18 protein-coding genes and 1 riboswitch are annotated in these 19812 nt (G+C 38.9%); of the genes, 16 read left to right on the top strand and 2 right to left on the bottom strand.

Going from position 1 to position 19812, the window contains the following annotated elements:
• Positions 1-21 precede the first annotated feature (21 nt).
• The 8 genes from LG273_RS12730 to sufB all read left to right on the top strand — a co-directional run bounded on the left by LG273_RS12730 (position 22) and on the right by sufB (position 8378).
• Positions 22-1047 (top strand): methionine ABC transporter ATP-binding protein, encoded by a 1026-nt coding sequence (locus tag LG273_RS12730; RefSeq protein WP_404454107.1) that lies wholly within the window; start codon positions 22-24, stop codon positions 1045-1047.
• Positions 1037-1705 (top strand): methionine ABC transporter permease, encoded by a 669-nt coding sequence (locus LG273_RS12725; protein ID WP_379561793.1) that lies wholly within the window; start codon positions 1037-1039, stop codon positions 1703-1705. Before LG273_RS12730 ends, LG273_RS12725 begins: the two co-directional genes overlap by 11 nt.
• Positions 1706-1726: 21 nt before the next feature.
• Positions 1727-2554 (top strand): MetQ/NlpA family ABC transporter substrate-binding protein, encoded by an 828-nt coding sequence (locus LG273_RS12720; RefSeq protein WP_404454103.1) that lies wholly within the window; start codon positions 1727-1729, stop codon positions 2552-2554.
• Positions 2555-3193: 639 nt separating this feature from the next.
• The gene (gene sufC, locus LG273_RS12715) at positions 3194-3979 is read left to right on the top strand and encodes a Fe-S cluster assembly ATPase SufC (protein WP_379561790.1); all 786 of its coding nucleotides are present in this window, start codon (positions 3194-3196) and stop codon (positions 3977-3979) included.
• A 17-nt stretch (positions 3980-3996) separates the two neighbouring features.
• Complete coding sequence (sufD, locus tag LG273_RS12710) at positions 3997-5304, top strand: Fe-S cluster assembly protein SufD (protein ID WP_404454100.1); 1308 nt, start codon at positions 3997-3999, stop codon at positions 5302-5304.
• Positions 5304-6524, top strand: a complete 1221-nt coding sequence (locus tag LG273_RS12705; protein ID WP_404454097.1) for a cysteine desulfurase — start codon at positions 5304-5306, stop codon at positions 6522-6524. Before sufD ends, LG273_RS12705 begins: the two co-directional genes overlap by 1 nt.
• A complete protein-coding gene (gene sufU, locus LG273_RS12700; RefSeq protein WP_404454094.1) occupies positions 6514-6954 on the top strand; it encodes a Fe-S cluster assembly sulfur transfer protein SufU in 441 nt (146 codons plus the stop codon). Before LG273_RS12705 ends, sufU begins: the two co-directional genes overlap by 11 nt.
• 26 nt (positions 6955-6980) lie before the next feature.
• Positions 6981-8378 (top strand): Fe-S cluster assembly protein SufB, encoded by a 1398-nt coding sequence (sufB, locus tag LG273_RS12695; RefSeq protein WP_404454091.1) that lies wholly within the window; start codon positions 6981-6983, stop codon positions 8376-8378.
• A 63-nt stretch (positions 8379-8441) separates the two neighbouring features.
• Here sufB and LG273_RS12690 read toward each other — a convergent pair whose 3' ends face one another.
• Positions 8442-9761: a TrkH family potassium uptake protein gene (locus tag LG273_RS12690; protein WP_404454088.1), complete on the bottom strand. Its 1320-nt coding sequence runs from the start codon at positions 9759-9761 to the stop codon at positions 8442-8444.
• A gap of 398 nt (positions 9762-10159) precedes the next feature.
• Here LG273_RS12690 and LG273_RS12685 point away from each other — a divergent pair, with 398 nt between their 5' ends.
• From LG273_RS12685 to LG273_RS12650, 8 genes are all read left to right on the top strand, one after another.
• Positions 10160-10975, top strand: coding sequence for a sulfite exporter TauE/SafE family protein (locus LG273_RS12685; RefSeq protein ID WP_404454085.1), 816 nt, complete (start codon positions 10160-10162; stop codon positions 10973-10975).
• 12 nt (positions 10976-10987) lie between these two features.
• Positions 10988-12391: a bifunctional metallophosphatase/5'-nucleotidase gene (locus LG273_RS12680; RefSeq protein ID WP_404454082.1), complete on the top strand. Its 1404-nt coding sequence runs from the start codon at positions 10988-10990 to the stop codon at positions 12389-12391.
• A gap of 73 nt (positions 12392-12464) precedes the next feature.
• On the top strand, positions 12465-12767 hold the full coding sequence (locus LG273_RS12675) for a YunC family protein (protein WP_379561777.1): 303 nt from the start codon (positions 12465-12467) through the stop codon (positions 12765-12767).
• 159 nt (positions 12768-12926) lie between these two features.
• Positions 12927-14012, top strand: a complete 1086-nt coding sequence (locus LG273_RS12670; RefSeq protein ID WP_404454079.1) for an HD-GYP domain-containing protein — start codon at positions 12927-12929, stop codon at positions 14010-14012.
• A 61-nt stretch (positions 14013-14073) separates the two neighbouring features.
• Positions 14074-14865: a sporulation protein YunB gene (gene yunB / locus LG273_RS12665; RefSeq protein WP_404454076.1), complete on the top strand. Its 792-nt coding sequence runs from the start codon at positions 14074-14076 to the stop codon at positions 14863-14865.
• A gap of 51 nt (positions 14866-14916) precedes the next feature.
• Positions 14917-15092: riboswitch (Lysine riboswitch) on the top strand.
• Positions 15093-15257: 165 nt separating this feature from the next.
• Entirely contained in the window at positions 15258-16823 is a 1566-nt protein-coding gene (locus tag LG273_RS12660) for a Na+/H+ antiporter NhaC family protein (protein ID WP_404454073.1), read from the top strand.
• A 249-nt stretch (positions 16824-17072) separates the two neighbouring features.
• Positions 17073-18605: a sodium-dependent transporter gene (locus LG273_RS12655; RefSeq protein ID WP_404454070.1), complete on the top strand. Its 1533-nt coding sequence runs from the start codon at positions 17073-17075 to the stop codon at positions 18603-18605.
• Between the two features lies 1 nt (position 18606).
• Positions 18607-18705 carry a methionine/alanine import family NSS transporter small subunit gene (locus LG273_RS12650; protein ID WP_379561770.1) on the top strand — a complete coding sequence of 33 codons (99 nt, stop codon included), beginning with the start codon at positions 18607-18609 and terminating at the stop codon, positions 18703-18705.
• 43 nt (positions 18706-18748) lie between these two features.
• Here the strand turns inward: LG273_RS12650 and LG273_RS12645 are convergent, their stop codons facing one another.
• The gene (locus tag LG273_RS12645) at positions 18749-19708 is read right to left on the bottom strand and encodes a M23 family metallopeptidase (RefSeq protein ID WP_404454068.1); all 960 of its coding nucleotides are present in this window, start codon (positions 19706-19708) and stop codon (positions 18749-18751) included.
• Positions 19709-19812: the final 104 nt, after the last annotated feature.

Here is a 19812-nt window from a genome sequence, read left to right as displayed (position 1 = left end):
AGATTGTGAAGGAGGAATAATGTGATATCGATTGAAGGTTTGAGTAAAATTTTTACTTCAAACAATAGCAAGACAACTGCGGTTGAAAACTTAGATCTTCGTATTGAAGAGGGCGACATCTTTGGTGTGATTGGCTATAGTGGAGCTGGTAAAAGTACTTTCGTCCGATTACTGAATAGGCTTGAAGAACCTAGTGGTGGTCGAATTACAATAAACAACGAGGACATTACAGCGATGACTACTAGCCAACTACGGATAGCTCGCCAGGATATCGGCATGATCTTTCAGCATTTTAACTTATTATGGTCACGAACAGTGGAGGACAATATTGCTTTTCCATTAGAAATAGCAGGGCTGTCCAAAGCCAAAAGACAACGTCGTGTTCAAGAGTTAATTGATCTTGTGGGATTATCAGGGAAAGAGAAAGCTTATCCTTCCCAGTTAAGCGGGGGACAAAAGCAGCGTGTCGGAATAGCCCGAGCACTTGCCAATAAACCAAAAGTTCTGCTTTGTGATGAAGCAACCTCTGCTTTAGACCCGGAAACCACAAATGCAATTTTGGACTTGCTTGTAGACATAAACAAGCAGCTTGGACTTACGATTATTTTAATCACCCATGAAATGCACGTAATTCGTAAAATATGTAAGCATGTTGCAGTGATGGAAAAAGGGAAGGTAGTCGAACAGGGAGAGGTCATGGATGTGTTTCTTCACCCTCGCCAAGACGTAACGAAAAAGTTCGTATCCCAAGTAATGGGCTCTGGTGAGGAAGACGAGGATATGGAGAGCATAACAGAAGCGTATACTGAAGGTAGTATTCTACGTCTCCATTTTATCGGGGAGACAACCAATCAATCGCTTATCAGCCAGCTTTCCAAGAACTATGATGTGGATATAAATATATTACAAGGTAAAATCACTCAAACCCAAGCAGGCGCGTATGGCAATCTCATCGTACAAGTTGCTGGGGCGGAACTGCAAGAAGTTCTTAAATTCATTGAAGAAAAAGCTTCTGTGGAGATGGAGGTGATCCAGCATGCTAAATGATTGGTTCCAGAATATAAAAGCAGAAGATCTGATAGAAGCAACGAATCAAACATTTTACATGACCATTATCTCGTTAGTAGGAACCTTTATCCTTGGAATATTGCTTGGATTGCTGCTTTATATGACATCCAAGGATGGGATTTGGAAAAATAAAGGGGTTCACTTCATTGTAGCAGTTGTAGTGAATGTATTCCGTGCCATTCCATTCATCATCTTAATATTCCTATTGTTCCCGTTCACTGACTTTCTGATTGGGACAATCCGTGGTCCTTCTGCCGCGTTGCCAGCATTAATCATTGGTTCCGCTCCTTTTTATGGGAGGCTAGTTGAAATTGGCCTTCGTGAAGTAGACAAAGGGGTAGTCGAGGCTGCAAAAGCTATGGGCGCAAAAACGAGAACGATCATATTCAAAGTGTTATTACCTGAATCAATGCCTGCTTTAATATCTGGGATTACCGTAACTGCGATTGCGCTTATTGGGTACACGGCTGTGGCTGGTGCCATTGGAGCGGGCGGATTAGGAAGCTATGCCTACTATTCTGGCTTCATGCGTCGCGATTTTGATATAGTTTTCCTTTGTACAGTACTCATTGTAATCATCGTATTTATTTTCCAATTTATTGGAGATTTTATTTCATCGAAACTAGATAAACGATAAAAAGAAAAAGGAGAAATAAACATGAAAAAATTATTAGCATTCGTATCATTATTAGCTATTTTGGCATTAGCTGCCTGTGGTGGAGGGGACGACTCTACATCCGAAAATGACAATACAATTAAAGTAGGTGCTTCAAGTGTCCCACATGCTGAAATTTTAGAGGAGGCAAAGCCACTACTTGAAGAAGAAGGTATTACTTTAGAAATAGAACAATACGAAGACTATGTGCTTCCAAATGACGATTTAGCAAGTGGTGAAATTGATGCGAACTATTTCCAACATATCCCTTACCTAGAGCAAACTATTGCGGATACTGGATATGAGTTAACCGAAATTGGCGGTATTCACATCGAACCGATTGGCGTATACTCGAAGGACTTTACAAGTATAGAGGAAGTACCAGAAGGAACAGAGGTAATTATGAGCAATTCTGTGCCAGACCATGGCCGGATTCTATCCTTGTTTGAAGCAGAAGGGTTAATAAAACTAGATGAGAATGTGAATAAAGATTCTGCAACAGTGGAGGATATTGTGGAGAATCCTAAAAACCTTAAATTCTCTCCGGATTCCAATCCAGAATTGCTTCCAAGCCTATATGAATCTGAAGAAAATGTGCTGGTAGTAATCAATACAAACTTCGCAATCCAAGCTGGATTAAACCCACAAGAAGATGCTCTTTTTGTAGAAGGTGACGATTCTCCTTATGTTAACGTCATTGCTGTAAAAGAAGAGGATAAGGATGATGAAGCATTAAATAAACTTGTAGATGTACTACACTCTGAAGAAATTCAAAACTTCATTAAGGAAGAATATAAGGGCGCTGTTGTCCCTGTTAATGGAAAAGAATAAATTTTCCCAAATATAAAGGAACCGTGTGTAATTAAGAGATATTAAGAAGAACTTTGGGGTAGATAATCGTGAGGCTTCATATAAGCCACTATATAAATTTTAAAACCATTAGAAGGGTTTATACCTGAATTGTTCAGGGTATCGTGTTGTGTTACATTAATTTATGTAAACAAAACGAAAGGATGGTTCACTATCAATAGTGGAATAAGCCTAAATTACACTCCAGAAATGGAGAAGGGCATGCAGCAAACGCACAAGGTGCCATATGCTGAGTATGAAAGAAAATTGGAAACACGTCTAAACGTGGAGAAAAACCGTCAAAAGGAATATGAAAAGAGCAAAGCGCTTCTTAACAATTTGAATAAAATGTAAGACATTTAGACCCTCACAATTTGAGGGTCTATTTTCTTGTGTCAAAAGCAAAATATATTTCATTTACCATGAATTACGCTGTTCTGAGCGAACTTGCAATCCTCCTTTTTAATGTATTAGAATTGGTGGTAAATGTAAGAGTCTCATTAACTTAAAAAAGTTGATAATAAATTTGAAATGCTTTAAGATTATAATGAGAATAAATTGAGAATGGATATTGAATCCGTTTGATAATAAGAAAAAATATTAGTAGTTGGAGGTATCATTATGGCTGGATCTACATTAGAAATTAAAAATCTTCATGTATCAATTGAAGACAAAGAGATATTAAAGGGTGTTAACCTTACGATAAAAGGTGGCGAGTTCCACGCAGTGATGGGACCGAACGGGACAGGTAAGTCGACCTTGGCATCCGCTGTTATGGGACATCCGAAGTATGAAGTAACAGAAGGAAGCATCTTGCTTGATGGGGAAGATGTTCTAGAAATGGAAGTAGACGAACGCGCACGTGCGGGCCTTTTCCTTGCGATGCAATATCCAAGTGAAATCAGCGGTGTAACAACTTCAGACTTCCTTCGCTCTTCTATGAACGCTCGACGTGAAGAAGGAGACGAAATTTCCTTAATGAAATTTATTAAAGAAATGGATAGCGTTCTTGACTATCTTGAGATTGATAAGAACATGGCACAACGTTATTTAAATGAAGGGTTCTCTGGTGGAGAGAAAAAACGTAATGAAATTCTTCAATTAATGCTAATGAAACCAGAAATTGCGATATTAGACGAAATTGACTCAGGCTTGGATATTGATGCACTTAAAATCGTATCGAAAGGAATTAACAAGCTTCGTGATGAGAACTTTGGATGCTTAATTATTACGCATTATCAACGTTTGTTGAACTACATTACACCTGACTATGTGCATGTTATGATGCAAGGTCGTGTTGTTAAATCCGGTGGACCAGAACTAGCACAACGCCTAGAAGCAGAAGGCTATGATTGGATTAAAGAAGAACTTGGCATTAAAGATGAAACAGTTGGTCAAAACGCGTAATAGTTAGGAGGGATACAATGTCTGTTGAAACAAAGCTGCCATACGATAAAGACTATATTAATCAGTTTTCTAAAGATAATAACGAACCGGAATGGATGACTTCATTGCGCCTACAAGCTTTGGAACAAGTAGAGGCACTTGAGCTACCAAAACCTGATAAAACAAAAATAGGTAAATGGAACTTCAGCCGGTTTAAACATTTAGCGGAAGGCGACAAAATTTCTTCCCTAAAGGAACTACCTGAAGCACTACAAGGCTTCCTTGATGAAGAGAATACTCCAGAAAACCTTTTGATACAGCGAAACCACTCTGTTGCCTATGCAACGCTTAGTGAAGAGCTTAAAGAGCAAGGGGTCATCTTTACTGACATCTTTACTGCGCTTAAAGAGCATGAAGATCTTGTAAAGAGATATTATATGAAAGATGCTGTTTCTGTTGATGAGCATCGTTTGACTGCATTACATGCTGCCCTAATGAACGGTGGAATTTTCGTTTACGTTCCAAAAAACGTAGAAGTAAGTGTACCACTCCAAGTTATTTTCTGGCAGGAAGATCCTGAAGCAGCATTGTTTAATCATGTGCTTGTAGTAGCAGAAGAAAACAGTTCTTTAACCTATGTAGAAAACTACATTTCTAATAATGAAACAGAAGAAACGTTAGCAAATGTTGTGACAGAAGTTATTGCACAAAACAATGCTAAGATTTCGTTCGGAGCTGTAGACAACTTTGCAGCAGGTACCACGGTCTATAACAACCGTCGCGGTGTAGCTTATCGTGATGCTAATATCGACTGGGCACTTGGCCAAATGAACGATGGAAATACAGTTTCGGAAAATATTACGCATCTAGTCGGAGATAATTCCCTATCAAATGCGAAGACAGTTACTGTTGGCCGTGGGAAGCAAACACAAAATTTCACAGCTAAAATCGTTCATTTCGGGAAAAACTCAGAAGGTTATATTCTGCAACATGGTGTTATGAAAGATAGTGCTTCTTCTATTTTTAACGGAATTGGAAAAATTGAACATGGTGCTTCTAAGTCAAATGCAGAGCAAGAATCTCGTGTCCTTATGCTAAGTGAAAAAGCACGTGGAGATGCGAATCCGATCTTGCTTATTGATGAAGATGACGTAACAGCTGGCCATGCCGCGTCTGTTGGTCGTGTGGACCCATTACAACTTTATTATTTGATGAGTCGAGGGATTACCCAAAATGAAGCAGAGCGTCTGATTATTCACGGTTTCCTTGCACCTGTTGTAAACCAACTTCCAATTGAAGCTGTTAAAAATCAGTTAACACAAGTTATTGAAAGGAAGGTATACTAATGGATGTAAATGCCATTAGGCAAGAGTTCCCGATTTTACATCAGGAAGTCAATGGTCACCCATTAGTTTATTTGGATTCGTCCGCAACCTCTCAAAAGCCAAGAAGTGTTATTGAAGCGGTGGATGCATATTACAGGAACGATAACTCAAACGTTCACCGGGGTGTTCATACCTTAGGCACACGTGCTACAGAGAACTATGAAGGCGCAAGGGAAAAAGTGCGTAACTTCATTAATGCAGAGAGTACAAAACAAGTAATCTTTACCCGTGGAACCACAACAGCAATAAATACTGTGGCCCATAGCTATGGGCGAGCGAACCTTTCAGAAGGTGACGAGATCGTTCTTACGCAAATGGAGCATCATAGTAACATTATTCCATGGCAGCAAGTAGCGAAGGCAACTGGCGCACAGTTGAAATATATCCCACTTCAGCCTGATGGTACCATCACATTGGAGGATGCCGCGGAAACAATCACGGCAAACACGAAGATTGTAGCAATTGGGCATGTTTCTAACGTATTGGGCACGGTAAATCCAATTAAAGAAATAGCAGATATTGCTCACAAGCACGATGCTATATTGGTAGTAGATGGCGCACAAGGCGCTCCACATATGAAAATCGATGTCCAAGCATTAAACTGTGATTTTTATGCTTTTTCTGGACATAAGATGTGTGCCCCAACTGGCATAGGCGTTTTATACGGAAGAAAAAGTCTACTAGAGAATATGGAACCATTTGAGTTTGGTGGAGAAATGATTGATTTCGTAAATCTTTATGACTCCACTTGGAAAGACCTTCCTTGGAAGTTTGAAGGAGGTACACCAATTATTGCTGGAGCAATAGGGCTTGGCGCAGCAATTGATTTTCTTAATGAAGTTGGGATGGACAACATTACCGAGCACGAACAAAAAGTTGTTAGCTATGCGATGGAAAATCTTCATACTATTGATGGAATTAAAATATTCGGACCTGAAAAGCGTGCAGGATTGATCACCTTTAATCTAGATGATGTTCATCCGCACGATACGGCGACAGTACTTGATGCTGAAGGAATCGCTGTAAGAGCCGGACATCACTGTGCACAGCCATTGATGAGATGGCTTGAAGTTTCAGCAACCGCCAGAGCCAGCTTTTATTTATACAACACAGAAGAGGATGTTGATCGTTTGGTCAATGGACTTTTAAAAACGAAGGAGTATTTTGGTGATGTCTTTTAATAACCTTGATACACTGTATAGACAGGTCATCATGGATCATTATAAAAATCCTCGTAACAAAGGAAATATTGAAGGCGACGTACTAACGGTGGATATGAATAACCCGACTTGTGGAGACCGTATCCAACTGCAAATGCTTGTTGAAGATGGCATTGTAAAAGATGCCAAATTTGATGGTGAGGGTTGTTCGATCAGTATGGCATCTGCCTCTATGATGACTCAGACCATTAAAGGAAAAGAAGTAACAGATGCCCTAAAGCTCTCCAAGCAATTTTCCAATATGATGCTTGGGGAAGAATTAGACACAGGTGATTTGGATTTTGGAGATATAGAAGCATTACAGGGAGTTGCGAAATTCCCTGCACGGATTAAGTGTGCAACATTACCGTGGAAAGCAATGGAAAAAGGTGTCCATGACGATAATGAATAGGAAAGACACTTATAGGAGGTTTTAAAATGGCTAAAGAAATGCCGGAAATCGAAGAGTATAAATATGGCTTTCATGATAAAGACGTTTCCGTTTTCCGTTCTGGTAAAGGACTAACTCGCGAAATTGTTGAAGAGATTTCCAAAATGAAAGAAGAGCCTCAGTGGATGCTAGACTACCGCTTAAAATCATTGGAACATTTTTATAACATGCCAATGCCGCAATGGGGTGGAGACTTATCGGAGCTTAACTTCGACGAAATCGTCTACTATGTAAAGCCTTCTGAAAGACAAGGTAGGACATGGGACGAGGTACCAGATGAAATCAAACAAACTTTTGATAAATTAGGTATTCCAGAGGCGGAACAGAAGTATCTTGCAGGAGTATCTGCACAGTATGAATCAGAGGTTGTTTACCACAGTCTTAAAGAAGACTTGGAAGAAATGGGAATTGTCTTCAAAGACACGGATACAGCTCTTAAAGAAAATGAAGATCTTTTTAAAGAGTATTTCGGAAAAGTTATTCCAGCAACGGATAACAAATTCGCTGCATTGAACTCGGCTGTTTGGTCTGGTGGATCATTCATTTACGTACCAAAAGGTGTCCAAACTAGTACGCCACTACAAGCATACTTCCGAATTAACTCCGAAAACATGGGGCAATTCGAGCGTACGCTAATCATCGTGGATGAGGGAGCTTCTGTGCATTATGTAGAAGGTTGTACAGCACCAGTTTATACAACAAATTCCTTGCACAGTGCGGTTGTTGAAATCTTTGTTAAGAAGGATGCATACTGTCGTTACACAACCATTCAAAATTGGGCAAACAATGTTTATAACCTTGTGACCAAACGTGCTAACTGTGGTGCGAATGCAACAATGGAATGGATTGATGGTAACATTGGTTCCAAGCTAACAATGAAATACCCAGCTGTTCTATTAACAGGCGAAGGAGCAAGAGGTATGACATTGTCTATCGCCCTTGCTGGTAAAGGACAGCACCAGGATGCTGGAGCTAAAATGCACCACTTAGCACCAAACACATCCTCTTCCATTGTTTCGAAATCAATTTCGAAGCATGGTGGGAAAGTATCCTATCGTGGAATCGTGCATTTTGGACGTAAAGCAACAGGAGCACGTTCTAACATTGAGTGTGACACGTTGATTATGGATAATGAATCTACTTCAGACACAATTCCATACAATGAAATTTACAATGATAATATTTCCCTTGAACACGAAGCAAAAGTTTCTAAAGTTTCTGAGGAGCAGCTTTTCTATTTAATGAGCAGAGGCCTATCGGAAGAAGAAGCGACAGAAATGATTGTAATGGGCTTCATCGAGCCATTCACAAAAGAGCTTCCAATGGAATATGCCGTTGAAATGAACCGCCTAATTAAATTTGAAATGGAAGGTTCAATCGGTTAATAGAAAACCCCTTGTGACATTAAATTTTATGCACAAGGGGTTTTTTTTTATATTTTAAAAATATTACCCCGTAATAATCTCCTCACCAGGATATTTGACCTTTGTTCTAGCTGGCTTCGCAATAGAAAATGCCAGGGTTAACGGGCCTAATTTACCAAGAATCATAATAAAGATAATAACGATTTTTCCAGCCACCGTTAAGGTGCCTGTTATTCCCATAGACAATCCAACTGTGCCAAAAGCAGAAGTCACCTCAAACAAGATACTTAACAAAGGGCTTTTCTCCGTAATAGATAATATAAAAACACCTGCCACTAAAAAAAGCATGCCTAAAAAAGTAATAGCAAGGGCACGTAGTATAATGGATTGTTTAATGGCTCTTTTGCTAATTACCAATTCTTCTTTCCCTCTTAAAAAAGAAACAACGGCAAATAGAATAACAATAAACGATGTTAGCTTAATTCCCCCGGCAGTGGATGCACTCCCTCCCCCAATAAACATTAACAGGATCATAAAGAAGAGAGTTGGTTCTCGAAAACTAGCAATATCTAAGGAATTAAATCCTGCAGTTCTTGGGGTGACTCCTTGAAAGTAAGAAGCCCACAATTTGTCTTGTAAAGTAGCAAGACTCCCTAGAGTATCGGGATTAGTATACTCTAATAAAAATACCACAAGCATTGCAGCTAGGTTTATGGTGAAGGTACCAACCAGCATTAATTTTGTATGTAAAGCTAGTTTCTTAAAGCGCCTAGTTTTCCAGATATCCACTAAAACAGTAAAACCTATACCACCTAAAATAAATAAAGAAGTAATACCAATATTCACAATGGGGTTTGCAACATACCCGGTCAAGCTATCTTGCCAAAGTGCAAATCCAGCGTTGTTAAACGCCGAAACAGCATGAAAAAAGCTGTAATAAATACCTTTTATCCATCCCATTTCAGGAATCCAAACGAGCGACAATAGAATAGTGCCGACTAATTCTATCGTAAGAGAAAAGATGAATAAATACTTTATTAGTGTAAGGATGCCTCCAAACGAATTCTGATTAAGGGATTGTTGCACTAATAGCCTTCGTTTTATGCCAATTCTCTTACCTAAGATTTTTGCAATTAACACAGCAAATGACATGATTCCAAGTCCACCAAGTTGTATGAGAACTAAAATAATTATTTCACCAAATAAGGTGAAGGAGGATGCTGTATCTACAACTGCTAAGCCAGTAACTGTCATAGCTGAAGTAGACGTGAATAAAGCATTGATCCAACTAATCGATTCTGTTGTTGCAAATGGTAGCTTAAGCAGAATAGTACCTATCATAATCGAGATAGCAAATATGATGATCAATAGCTGTGGTGGCGTAGATTTAGAAAGCAACTTCATGCTTAATACCTTCTTTCTTTAATCGATCCATTACATTTAACAATTTATCCCGCCTTAACTGTCAGCAAAGGTCCGATTCGTTCGTCTAACATTTGGCTGGAAAAAGAGGGAGACCCCAGTAAATGAAGATTCCCTTTATAACATGGAGATAACTAGGTTTATAGATAACGATTAAATGACGGTCCATTAAGGATAAAGAATACTGGTGAACATTAAATTAAGATAAAGTTACTCCTATTTTAGATTTTAGTCAACAACATTTTTGTTAACTATTATGTAGACAATTTTATCCTTATAAAAGGGAAGTCATCCTTCATTTACTAGGGTTCCTGATTGGGAAAACATCAATATTCGTGCTAGTATTAATAGATAATAAAAGAGATAGAAGGTATTCGGATATGGTTTTTTTAATTTGTATTATAATTGGGGTGCTTACAGCTTTTGTCGGTGCGTTAATGGGATTAGGGGGAGGCATTGTTTTAATTCCAAGTCTTCTGTTTCTAGCCCAAATTTCTGACGCTTTCACATGGGTTACGCCACAAACGGTTGTTGGTATTTCGTTAATTGCCATGGTTTTTACAGGGCTTTCTTCGACAATCGCTTATTTGAAAAGTGGTAGGGTAGATTATCGAACAGGCCTTTGGTTCGTATTGGGGAGTGTCCCCGGAGGCATGATTGGGTCATGGTTAAATCAGTTCGTGGAAATAGAGAGCTTTCAACTCTACTTTGGGTTGCTTATAATTATCGTTTCCCTGCTGTTTTTCTTAAAACGGAATACAGCTAAATCAAATTTAACTCCCAAAAAACGAAGTAGGCGTTTTGAACTGGAAGGAGAGGTATATACCTATTACGTTCCTTTAGGAGTGGCCTTTTTTCTATCCTTGGCTGTTGGTACATTATCCGGTTTATTTGGCATTGGTGGAGGTTCAATTATGGTCCCGGCAATGATTTTACTTTTTGGCATGCCAGCACATGTTGCTACCGCGACCTCCATGTTCATGATTTTCTTTGTAAGTATTTTCGGAGCAGTGTCGCATATTTCATTAGGACACATTGTTTGGGAATATGCTCTTTTCTTTATACCAGGAGCTTGGATTGGTGGAAAACTTGGGGCCAAAGTAAATCAACGTCTAACAGGAAAGACATTGGAATGGATTTTACGTATTGTGCTCGTTTTAATTGGTATTCGAATGATTTATCAAGGGTTAATGTGAGGTGAATAAGAAATGCAGGAACGAATTCATTTATTTTATACAAATGATTTACATAGTAATTTTACACAATGGCCTCGGGTTGTTTCCTTTTTAAAGGATGCGAAATCTAGCAGAATGGCAGAAGGGAATACTTCTTGGGTAGTGGATATTGGTGACCATATGGACCGGGTCCATCCAATTTCTGAAGGATTTATGGGGAAAGCAAATGTTGAACTTTTAAATAAAGCTGAATATGACGTCGTAACAATGGGAAATAACGAAGGGATCACGCTTTCTCATGATGACCTTTTTAACCTTTATAATGACGCAGCATTTCAGGTTGTTTGTGCTAATTTACACAGCCTTGATGGAGATGAGCCAGCTTGGTTGAAGCCTTTTTGTACGATGTCGTCCATAAAAGGGGTTAAAGTGGGATTCATAGGGCTTACTGCGCCTTTTAATGATTTCTATGAATTACTAGGATGGCATGTATCTCCACAATTTGACATGCTTGCAACCTGTGTGGAAGAGTTAAAAGCTTCCACAGATATTATCGTTTTATTGTCCCATTTAGGGTTAAGTGAAGATCAGGAAATAGCACGGAGGTTTAAAGACATTGATGTAATTATCGGTGGGCATACCCATCACTTACTAAGAACCGGTGAAAATATTAACGAGACAATAATTACAGCTGCTGGGAAGCATTGCAGCTTTATTGGAGAAGTTATTTTAACCTGGGATCATGATGAAGGCAAGTTAGTCTCTAAAGAAGCTTATGCTACAGATATTACGAACCATGCTAAAGACTTACAGACAGAACAGACACTACATTCCCTTGGAGAAGAAGCTGCTTCTATCCTAGGAGAAACAGTCGTCCATCTAAAAAAGCCTATTGTGGTACAGTGGTTTAAACATACGGAAATTATGCAAGAACTTACCGACACAATAAAAATGTGGACGAATGCAGATATTGCAATGTTAAATTCCGGTGTTCTTCTGGATCAGTTGCCAACAGGTGACGTGAGTTATGGTGATATTCATCGGGTCTGTCCACATCCTATTAATGCTTGTGTCGTTGAGGTAACGGGAAATGAATTGCTTGAGGTTGTTAGAGCTACTCTTAAAAAGGATTTTACAGAACTAAAGCTGAAGGGATTTGGCTTTAGAGGAGAGGTCCTTGGCAGGATGGTGTTTGCTGGTTTACATGTGTACACTTCGTTTCATGATAATGGCGAGGAGTTTGTGAAAGAAGTGAGCTTACCTGGTGGCGAGTCATTAGACCCTCACAGAACGTATAGATTGGCTACGGCAGATACCTTTACGTTTGGACGTTTGTTACCGGAAATAGCCAAATCAACCGTGAAGGATTATTTTCTTCCTGAATTTCTAAGAGATCACCTTGCAACCACATTAAAAAGAAGGTTTGCCAAAAACTAAGGCTGTGGATTGTGTCAAAGCCCCTTCCAGTTGCATAAGTATGTAGGGACCAGATGAAGGAGGCTTTGTAGACATGATCACCATTAATCCTCTTGAAGTAGAAGGTATGCATTTTACCGCCATTCGTGTGGAACTTCCTAAAACCAACTTGCTGATGATTTCCAATGAGATAGGCTATATTATGTGCGCTGCATTAGATGTAGATGTATTAAATGAAAAGCTTAAAGACCGTAATGTTATTGCTGGGAGAGCTGTCGGTGTGCGTACAATCGATGATTTATTAAATGCCCCTCTGGAAAAAATCACGGATGCCTCAAAAGCCTATGGCTGGGAAGAAGGCATGATAGGTAAAGATGCCTTGTTAAAAATATCCTAATGCAATGTCTTCCATTTTAGGAAGGCATTTTTAATAAATGATAGCATTTTCAGCTTATATTTGGTACTATTTTCATAGAGTTTATGTCGAATAAAAACGAATTTTGTTAGCACCTTCATAAACGTCATTTCATTTGTAGACAGGGGTTAGGAGAATACGATGAGAATAGCCAGCACAAAGAAAGTGGTTGCAGGGACGATACTTGCCCAAACCATTTACAATGAAAATGGCATTATATTGATTAAAGAAGGAAAGCGATTAACGGAAAAATTATTACAACGACTTCTTAATAATGGCATTACATACATATACATTGAAGATGGGAAAACAGATGATATAAATCTTGACCAAGTAATCCCTGATAAATTACGGATTGAGGCAACTAACACGATTAAAGAAACATTTCTTGAATTAAAAGAATTAGGATTAGGACAGCGTTCTTATGTTTTAGAAAAAAGATCAGAAGAACTTAGCAATGTGGTAGAGCAGATTTTAAGTGAAATTCAACTAAGTGAAAATGCCTTATCCTTATTAGCAGATATTTTTGTCTCGGATAACTACGTTTTTCAGCATTCGTTAAATGTGACCATTTACTCCCTGACTATCGGAGTGGAAATGAAATTCACGAAAAAACAGCTGACTGAGATAGGTGTTGGAGCACTTCTTCATGATATTGGAAAAATGTTTATTGAACCTGACATTTTACAAAAGCCCGCAAAGCTATCGGATGAGGAATTTGAAATAATCAAAGGTCATACTCAGATTGGCTATGATTATCTACGCAAACATCATTACATACCTGCGGTGGTTTCTCACTGTGCATATCAGCATCACGAGAGGCTTGATGGTTCTGGTTACCCACGGGGAATTCAAGGAGAAGATATTCACCCTTATGCAAAAGTCATAGGAATTGCAGATGTGTTTGATGCCGTAACAAGCTCGCGTGTTTATCGTGAAGCGATGCTTCCACACGAGGGATTGGAAATCCTTTATGCAGGTGCGGTAGACCTATTTGATAAAGAAATGATAGAAGCCTTTAAGCGAAGCGTTGTGGCTTATCCAAACGGATTAACGCTTAAATTAAGTGATGGACGAGTTGGAGTTGTGCTAAGACAAAACTCCAACTCCTGTGATCGTCCAGTCATCCGCATTTTGGAAGAGAACGAGGAGAAGATAACCGAGCCTTATGAAGTTGATCTTGAACAAACGGTAAATGTAACGGTTAAACAAGTAATGGTAGATTAAATTTACGATTCTAGCCCTCTTGATACAAGCATATGTTTTGTATCAAGGGGGTTTTATCCACATGAGATTCAGAAAACGCTTTGGTAAAAGTAGAGCAGCACCTCCAGCGAAAAATATTTTTCTTTTTACAACAGTATTGTTTGCTGTGATGGTAATAGCAAGCATCATTATTGTTGATAGAGGAATAACGCCAGTGTTAGTTGATATTGCAAAGCCAAAAACAGAGGAATTTGCGACTAGGACGATTAACGCAGCTGTTAAATCAACAGAAAATATTAGCTTCGACGATTTAATGGATGTGCGTATGGATGAAAACGGTAATGTAGCTATTTTAGGATGGAATTCTGCTGCTGTAAATAGAGCACTTCGTATTGCTACAAATCGGGCCGAATACTTTTTATATGGGATGAATAAAGGAGAAACACTTGATATAGATGACCCAGAATTGGATCCTATTGAGTATGGTGATACTCCGGACGAACTAGCTGATCAAGATCCAACTGTCGTGGAAGTTCCAATTGGTCAGGCAACTGGTATTACCATTCTTTCTAACTTGGGACCTAAAATTCCGGTGCATTTTGAAATTGTCGGCAGTATTCAGTCTGATGTGATGTATGAAACGAAAGAGATTGGCTTAAATGGTGCGTTAATTGAAATTTTTATTCCTGTCACAGTCAATGTACAGATCGTAGTACCCTTTACTACAGAAACTACACAATTAAGCACGAAGGTTTATATAGATTCTCGCGTCATTATGGGAGATGTACCTGAGTTTTATAACCGAGGTGGTGGAGAGAGTAGTGGCGAAGGTCCAAATATATCCATCCCAAGAAATGACTTGAATAACGACTAAGACACTGGTAGAATTATAAAAGGAAAATTCAATAAGTAAATCTTATCAGATCGGTGAGGTAGAGGAGCAGGCAATATAAGTAATCAGCTGGAGAATGACAACGATGAAAGCTGGTGAAAGGATTGTTTGCCGAAGCATAATAAGGGTCAAACTTATTTATAGCTGGTATATCTTTGAAGAGGAGATGTACTGTCATGCATAGGTGTGCATGGAGCACTATTGATCGAAATGGAGGATAACGTATGTTGTAAAACAATGATAGGTTATTTTCTATCATTGTTTTTTTGTGCTTTTTTATGAATGACGTTGTTATGTTTTATTAGCATGGACAGCATACCTATGTTCTTACATTTCCCTTTACTACCAACCAATAAAATTACGGAGGTAACAGAATGGAAGGGACTATATTTTCACTTATACCGGCAGTACTTATGCTGCTGCTTGTATTGTTAACACGCAATATTTACATTTCACTTGGTGCTGGAATCATAATTGGAGCTTTGTTTATTCATCAATTTGCAATTCTTGACTCCCTTAAAGAAATTGTAACAAGCTTCAGCAATATATTTGTTTCAGAAGGTGCCCCGAATATTGGCAATTTGTTATTATTAGGTTTTCTATTACTTTTAGGAATCATGACGGCCTTTCTTCAAGCCTCTGGTGGCAGTCGGGCATTTGGTCAATGGATGATTCACAGAGTTAAAACAAGAACTGGCTCGCAGGCTATGACAGGTGTTCTCGGATTAATTATTTTCATCGATGATTATTTTAATAGTCTTGCAGTTGGACAGATTGCACGTCCGCTTACAGATCGCCATCGTGTTTCCAGAGCAAAACTCGCCTATCTAATTGATTCTACATCCGCTCCTGTAACTGTAATTTCACCCATATCAAGCTGGGGAGCGTATATTATAGGGATACTTGGAGGCCTCTTAGCGACTAATGGCATTACAGATATTCAACCTCTAGAGGCGTTTGTTCAGATGATTCCCCTTAATTTTTATGCATTAGGTGCTGTATTGCTTGTCTTTATTGTTGCTTATTTTAAACTTGATATCGGCCCAATGCGAAAGCATGAGAAACGTGCCATGGAAACAGGAGAGTTAGTAGATCCTGAACAAAAGAATATTCCTGGTGATCTCGGGAATAAAATTACGCCTCATGAAAAAGGGAAAATTTATCATTTGCTCGTACCGATAATTGTGTTAATTGCAGGTACAGTGGCTGCTATGGTTTATACTGGAATAAAAGAGTCTGGTGAAAACGTAACAATCTTAACAATTTTCTCCAATACGAACGTAAACTTATCTCTATTTATTGGGGGAGTAACTGCAGTACTTACTGCGCTCTTGTTCCATGTGTCACAAACGAAACCGAAAGCAAGCACCATGAAGGTGTTTATTGAAGGAATAAAAACAATGCTGCCGGCTATTTACATTCTCGTGTTAGCATGGATGATTGGTTCCATCATTAGTACGCTTGAAACAGGACAATACTTGGCAGAGCTTGTTAGCAATGCTTCGATTAGTGCATCGATGTTGCCATTACTGTTCTTCCTGATCTCAGGATTTATGGCCTTGGCAACGGGGACTTCATGGGGGACCTTTGGCATTATGCTACCGATTGCTGCGGAAGTTGCTGCAGTCACAGATGCTACTGTCCTATTACCATCGTTAGCAGCAGTACTTGCAGGTTCTGTTTTTGGAGATCACTGTACACCGATTTCCGATACAACGATTCTTTCCTCGACAGGTGCTGGAAGTAACCATATTGACCATGTGCTAACACAGTTGCCGTACGCTGTATTGGCGGCCATTGCTGCAAGCATCGGGTATTTGCTCGTTGGATTAACAAATCAGGTTTGGCTACCATTAATAATCACACTTATTATTATTATCGTCGTTAGTATCTTTTTAAATTTTATAACAAAGACGTCTACTAGCAAAGATAGAAGCTAGAAATATTTATATAAGCTGGATAATTATTCGAGGCATCACGCACAGTGAACTTGGATAATTGTCTGGCTTTTTTATTTGGGAATAAAGACACAAATCACATAATAGGTGAAATTTCCTTTGACATAGGTAGTTTGTACCTTTATAATACAACCATAAATATCTGAAAAAAACAAAGATTTTAAACATTCCTTTCCTCACTCGTACATAAACTGACTGTGACGAAAGGAACAAAAAAGGGGAGGTCTTATTATGGAATCACGTTCTAATTGGGGGACGCGGGCTGGTTTTATTTTGGCAGCTGTCGGATCAGCTATCGGTCTAGGGAATATTTGGCGTTTTCCAGCTGTTGCCTACGAAAATGGAGGCGGCGCATTTTTTATTCCTTACTTATTTGCACTACTTACAGCAGGAATTCCGATCTTAATTATGGAATTTTCAATGGGACACAAGCATCGGGGCTCAGCACCACTAACATTTAAGCGGATGAATAAAAAATCTGAATTTGTTGGCTGGTGGGCGGTACTTGTAGCGTTCGTCATTTCCACTTATTATTCTGTTATCGTTGCATGGGCTATGTCGTATTCGGTATTCTCTTTTAATCAAAATTGGGGATCAGATACAGAAAGCTTTTTATTCAATGATTACTTGCAAATGGTGGATCCTGGTCAAGTTGGTGGCATTGTACCTGGTGTACTTATTCCACTAATCATTGTATGGGTTTTGGTACTAGGTATTTTATTTAAAGGTGTTAAGAAGGGGATCGAAATTGCAAACAGGATCTTTATTCCTGCATTGGTCATTATTTTCCTTATTATTGTTATTCGTGCAATTACCCTTCCGGGAGCACTGGACGGATTACAGGCATTCTTCGCACCAGATTTTAGTAAAATTCTTGACGCGGATGTTTGGGTTGCAGCATACGGACAAATATTCTTTAGTCTTTCTATCGCCTTTGCGATTATGATTACGTACTCAAGCTACTTACCAAAGAAATCGGATCTAACAAATAATGCTTTTATTGTTGGATTTGGTAACTCAAGCTTTGAGCTACTTGCAGGTATTGGTGTATTCTCTGTCTTAGGATTCATGGCTGCTCAATCTGGTGTTGGAGTAAATGAAGTTGTATCAGACGGAGTAGGTTTGGCGTTTGTTGTCTTCCCAGCCATTATTAACGAATTTCCAGGGTTGAACGGCTTGTTTGGCTTCTTATTCTTCGCTTCATTAGTACTTGCAGGTCTTACATCTTTAATGTCCATTACGGAAACCTATGTTGCAGGACTTGTTGACAAATTCAACATTTCCAGAACAAAAGCGGTATTGTTCGGTGGCGGATTAGCTGCAATTATTTCGCTTATTTTCTCTACTCAAGGTGGATTAAATTTTCTTGATGCAGCAGACTATTTCATTAACCAATTTGGAGTTGCACTATTAGGACTAGTCGAAGTAGTTTTGGTGGCATGGATCCTAAGGCAAGTAAAAGACCTAAAGGACCATGCAAACGAGATTTCCGATATTCGACTTGGCTCTTGGTGGGCAATTTGCCTAACCGTTATTACACCAATTGTGCTTGGTTTTCAAATGTATCAGCTTCTTGCTCAAAATTTACTTAGACAGTTTGATACAGACACAGGTAACTATGGTAACTATTCTGACGCCTTTATCATATATGGAGGCTGGTCAGTAGCGGCTGGTGCCTTAATAATAGGAATCATTCTTTCCCTTACAAAGTGGAAAGGCAATACCCGTGTAGAATCAGAAGAAAACACGAGGGAGGCAAAATAATATGAGCGGAAGTGCTATCTTTGTTATGATCCTTGGTATGATTGTCATCTGGGGTGGATTAGCAGCAAGTATTACCTATGCGGTAAAAAAATCAAAATAAAAAGGAGGAGAGCCGTTGTTTAGGATGGCTCTCCTTTTCTTTATTACTTCGCCATTCTCTCCCATTTTTTCAAAAAAGGATATGGATCAAATGACCATTCACTATAGCCGTTATCCTTGTACATACCATAATGTAAGTGTGGTGGAAACTTACCAGAAGTTCCTGGAGGACCATAACCTGTGGAGCCTACACTACCAAGAACATCGCCTGGCTTAACTACTTGTCCTACTTGGATATCATCTTCATACCCACTCATATGACCATAGTAATGGTAAATATTGTAGATGTCTCGTATGCCAATACGCCAGCCACCATACAAATTCCAACCCATCATTTCAATTACTCCATAGGTTGTTGATTTTACAGGTGTGCCATAACCTGCAAAGATATCTGTTCCTTCATGAATACGTAATCCACCAAATCCACGCCGGTCTCCCCATGTGCTGCGGTAACTGTAGTTATAATTCGTAGCAACAGGAAAATCACGATCGGTTAAATTAATCTTCTTAAAAGTTTTAAAGACCTTAGCTGTATTCATGATAGTTTGTACGGACAAATCACGTTTATAATAATGCCACAATGCAATTTTGATGTCTTCCTCTGTTTGGCCATATTCTAATAAATAACTTCCGATGGTAAACAGGATATCGTCGCCATTCTTCGGGTCTGCAAGATTGTCACCATCTCCGTCTTTTCCCTTTCCATTAAAAAAGGTCACAAGACTTTCGTTTTTAATCAGAGAGCTATTTCCTAATCCGTACCATAATTCTTCAGGTACTTCGATGGAGATTACTTTTCCTTCATCTTCCTTTTGTATATTTCGCTCGTAATTATCCATTGCTGCAAAATAATACCATGGGATTTGTGTAAGTGCTTCGGTTTTTTTAAATAAGGCCATTCGCTCTTTGTATAGATCTTCTTTTGCCTCTGCATAAACAGCGGAATCTGTAAGCAATACAATAAAAAAGAGAAGGAGACCTATATAAGCATATCGATAGTGCAATGTTGTTCACCCTTTTAGTTAGTTATCCGCATTTACAAGCTCACCTTATAATCCTCAAAAACAAGTTGGTTGTAGCGGTAATCACAAAATGTTTGGCGGAGAGA

Source organism: Oceanobacillus kapialis (assembly GCF_044790185.1).
GTDB classification, from domain to species: domain Bacteria; phylum Bacillota; class Bacilli; order Bacillales; family Amphibacillaceae; genus Oceanobacillus_B; species Oceanobacillus_B kapialis.
This window is presented reverse-complemented; position numbering and strand designations above follow the sequence as displayed.

Bases quoted from the DNA above. Each gene is read 5' to 3' on its own strand.
- LG273_RS12725 (WP_379561793.1), top strand. From the start codon at position 1,037: ATGCTAAATGATTGGTTCCAGAATATAAAAGCAGAAGATCTGATAGAA.
- sufU (WP_404454094.1), top strand. From the start codon at position 6,514: ATGTCTTTTAATAACCTTGATACACTGTATAGACAGGTCATCATGGAT.
- sufB (WP_404454091.1), top strand. From the start codon at position 6,981: ATGGCTAAAGAAATGCCGGAAATCGAAGAGTATAAATATGGCTTTCAT.
- LG273_RS12705 (WP_404454097.1), top strand. From the start codon at position 5,304: ATGGATGTAAATGCCATTAGGCAAGAGTTCCCGATTTTACATCAGGAA.
- yunB (WP_404454076.1), top strand. From the start codon at position 14,074: ATGAGATTCAGAAAACGCTTTGGTAAAAGTAGAGCAGCACCTCCAGCG.
- sufC (WP_379561790.1), top strand. From the start codon at position 3,194: ATGGCTGGATCTACATTAGAAATTAAAAATCTTCATGTATCAATTGAA.
- LG273_RS12690 (WP_404454088.1), bottom strand. From the start codon at position 9,761: ATGAAGTTGCTTTCTAAATCTACGCCACCACAGCTATTGATCATCATA.
- LG273_RS12675 (WP_379561777.1), top strand. From the start codon at position 12,465: ATGATCACCATTAATCCTCTTGAAGTAGAAGGTATGCATTTTACCGCC.
- LG273_RS12680 (WP_404454082.1), top strand. From the start codon at position 10,988: ATGCAGGAACGAATTCATTTATTTTATACAAATGATTTACATAGTAAT.
- LG273_RS12685 (WP_404454085.1), top strand. From the start codon at position 10,160: ATGGTTTTTTTAATTTGTATTATAATTGGGGTGCTTACAGCTTTTGTC.
- LG273_RS12720 (WP_404454103.1), top strand. From the start codon at position 1,727: ATGAAAAAATTATTAGCATTCGTATCATTATTAGCTATTTTGGCATTA.
- LG273_RS12655 (WP_404454070.1), top strand. From the start codon at position 17,073: ATGGAATCACGTTCTAATTGGGGGACGCGGGCTGGTTTTATTTTGGCA.
- LG273_RS12660 (WP_404454073.1), top strand. From the start codon at position 15,258: ATGGAAGGGACTATATTTTCACTTATACCGGCAGTACTTATGCTGCTG.
- LG273_RS12670 (WP_404454079.1), top strand. From the start codon at position 12,927: ATGAGAATAGCCAGCACAAAGAAAGTGGTTGCAGGGACGATACTTGCC.
- sufD (WP_404454100.1), top strand. From the start codon at position 3,997: ATGTCTGTTGAAACAAAGCTGCCATACGATAAAGACTATATTAATCAG.
- LG273_RS12650 (WP_379561770.1), top strand. From the start codon at position 18,607: ATGAGCGGAAGTGCTATCTTTGTTATGATCCTTGGTATGATTGTCATC.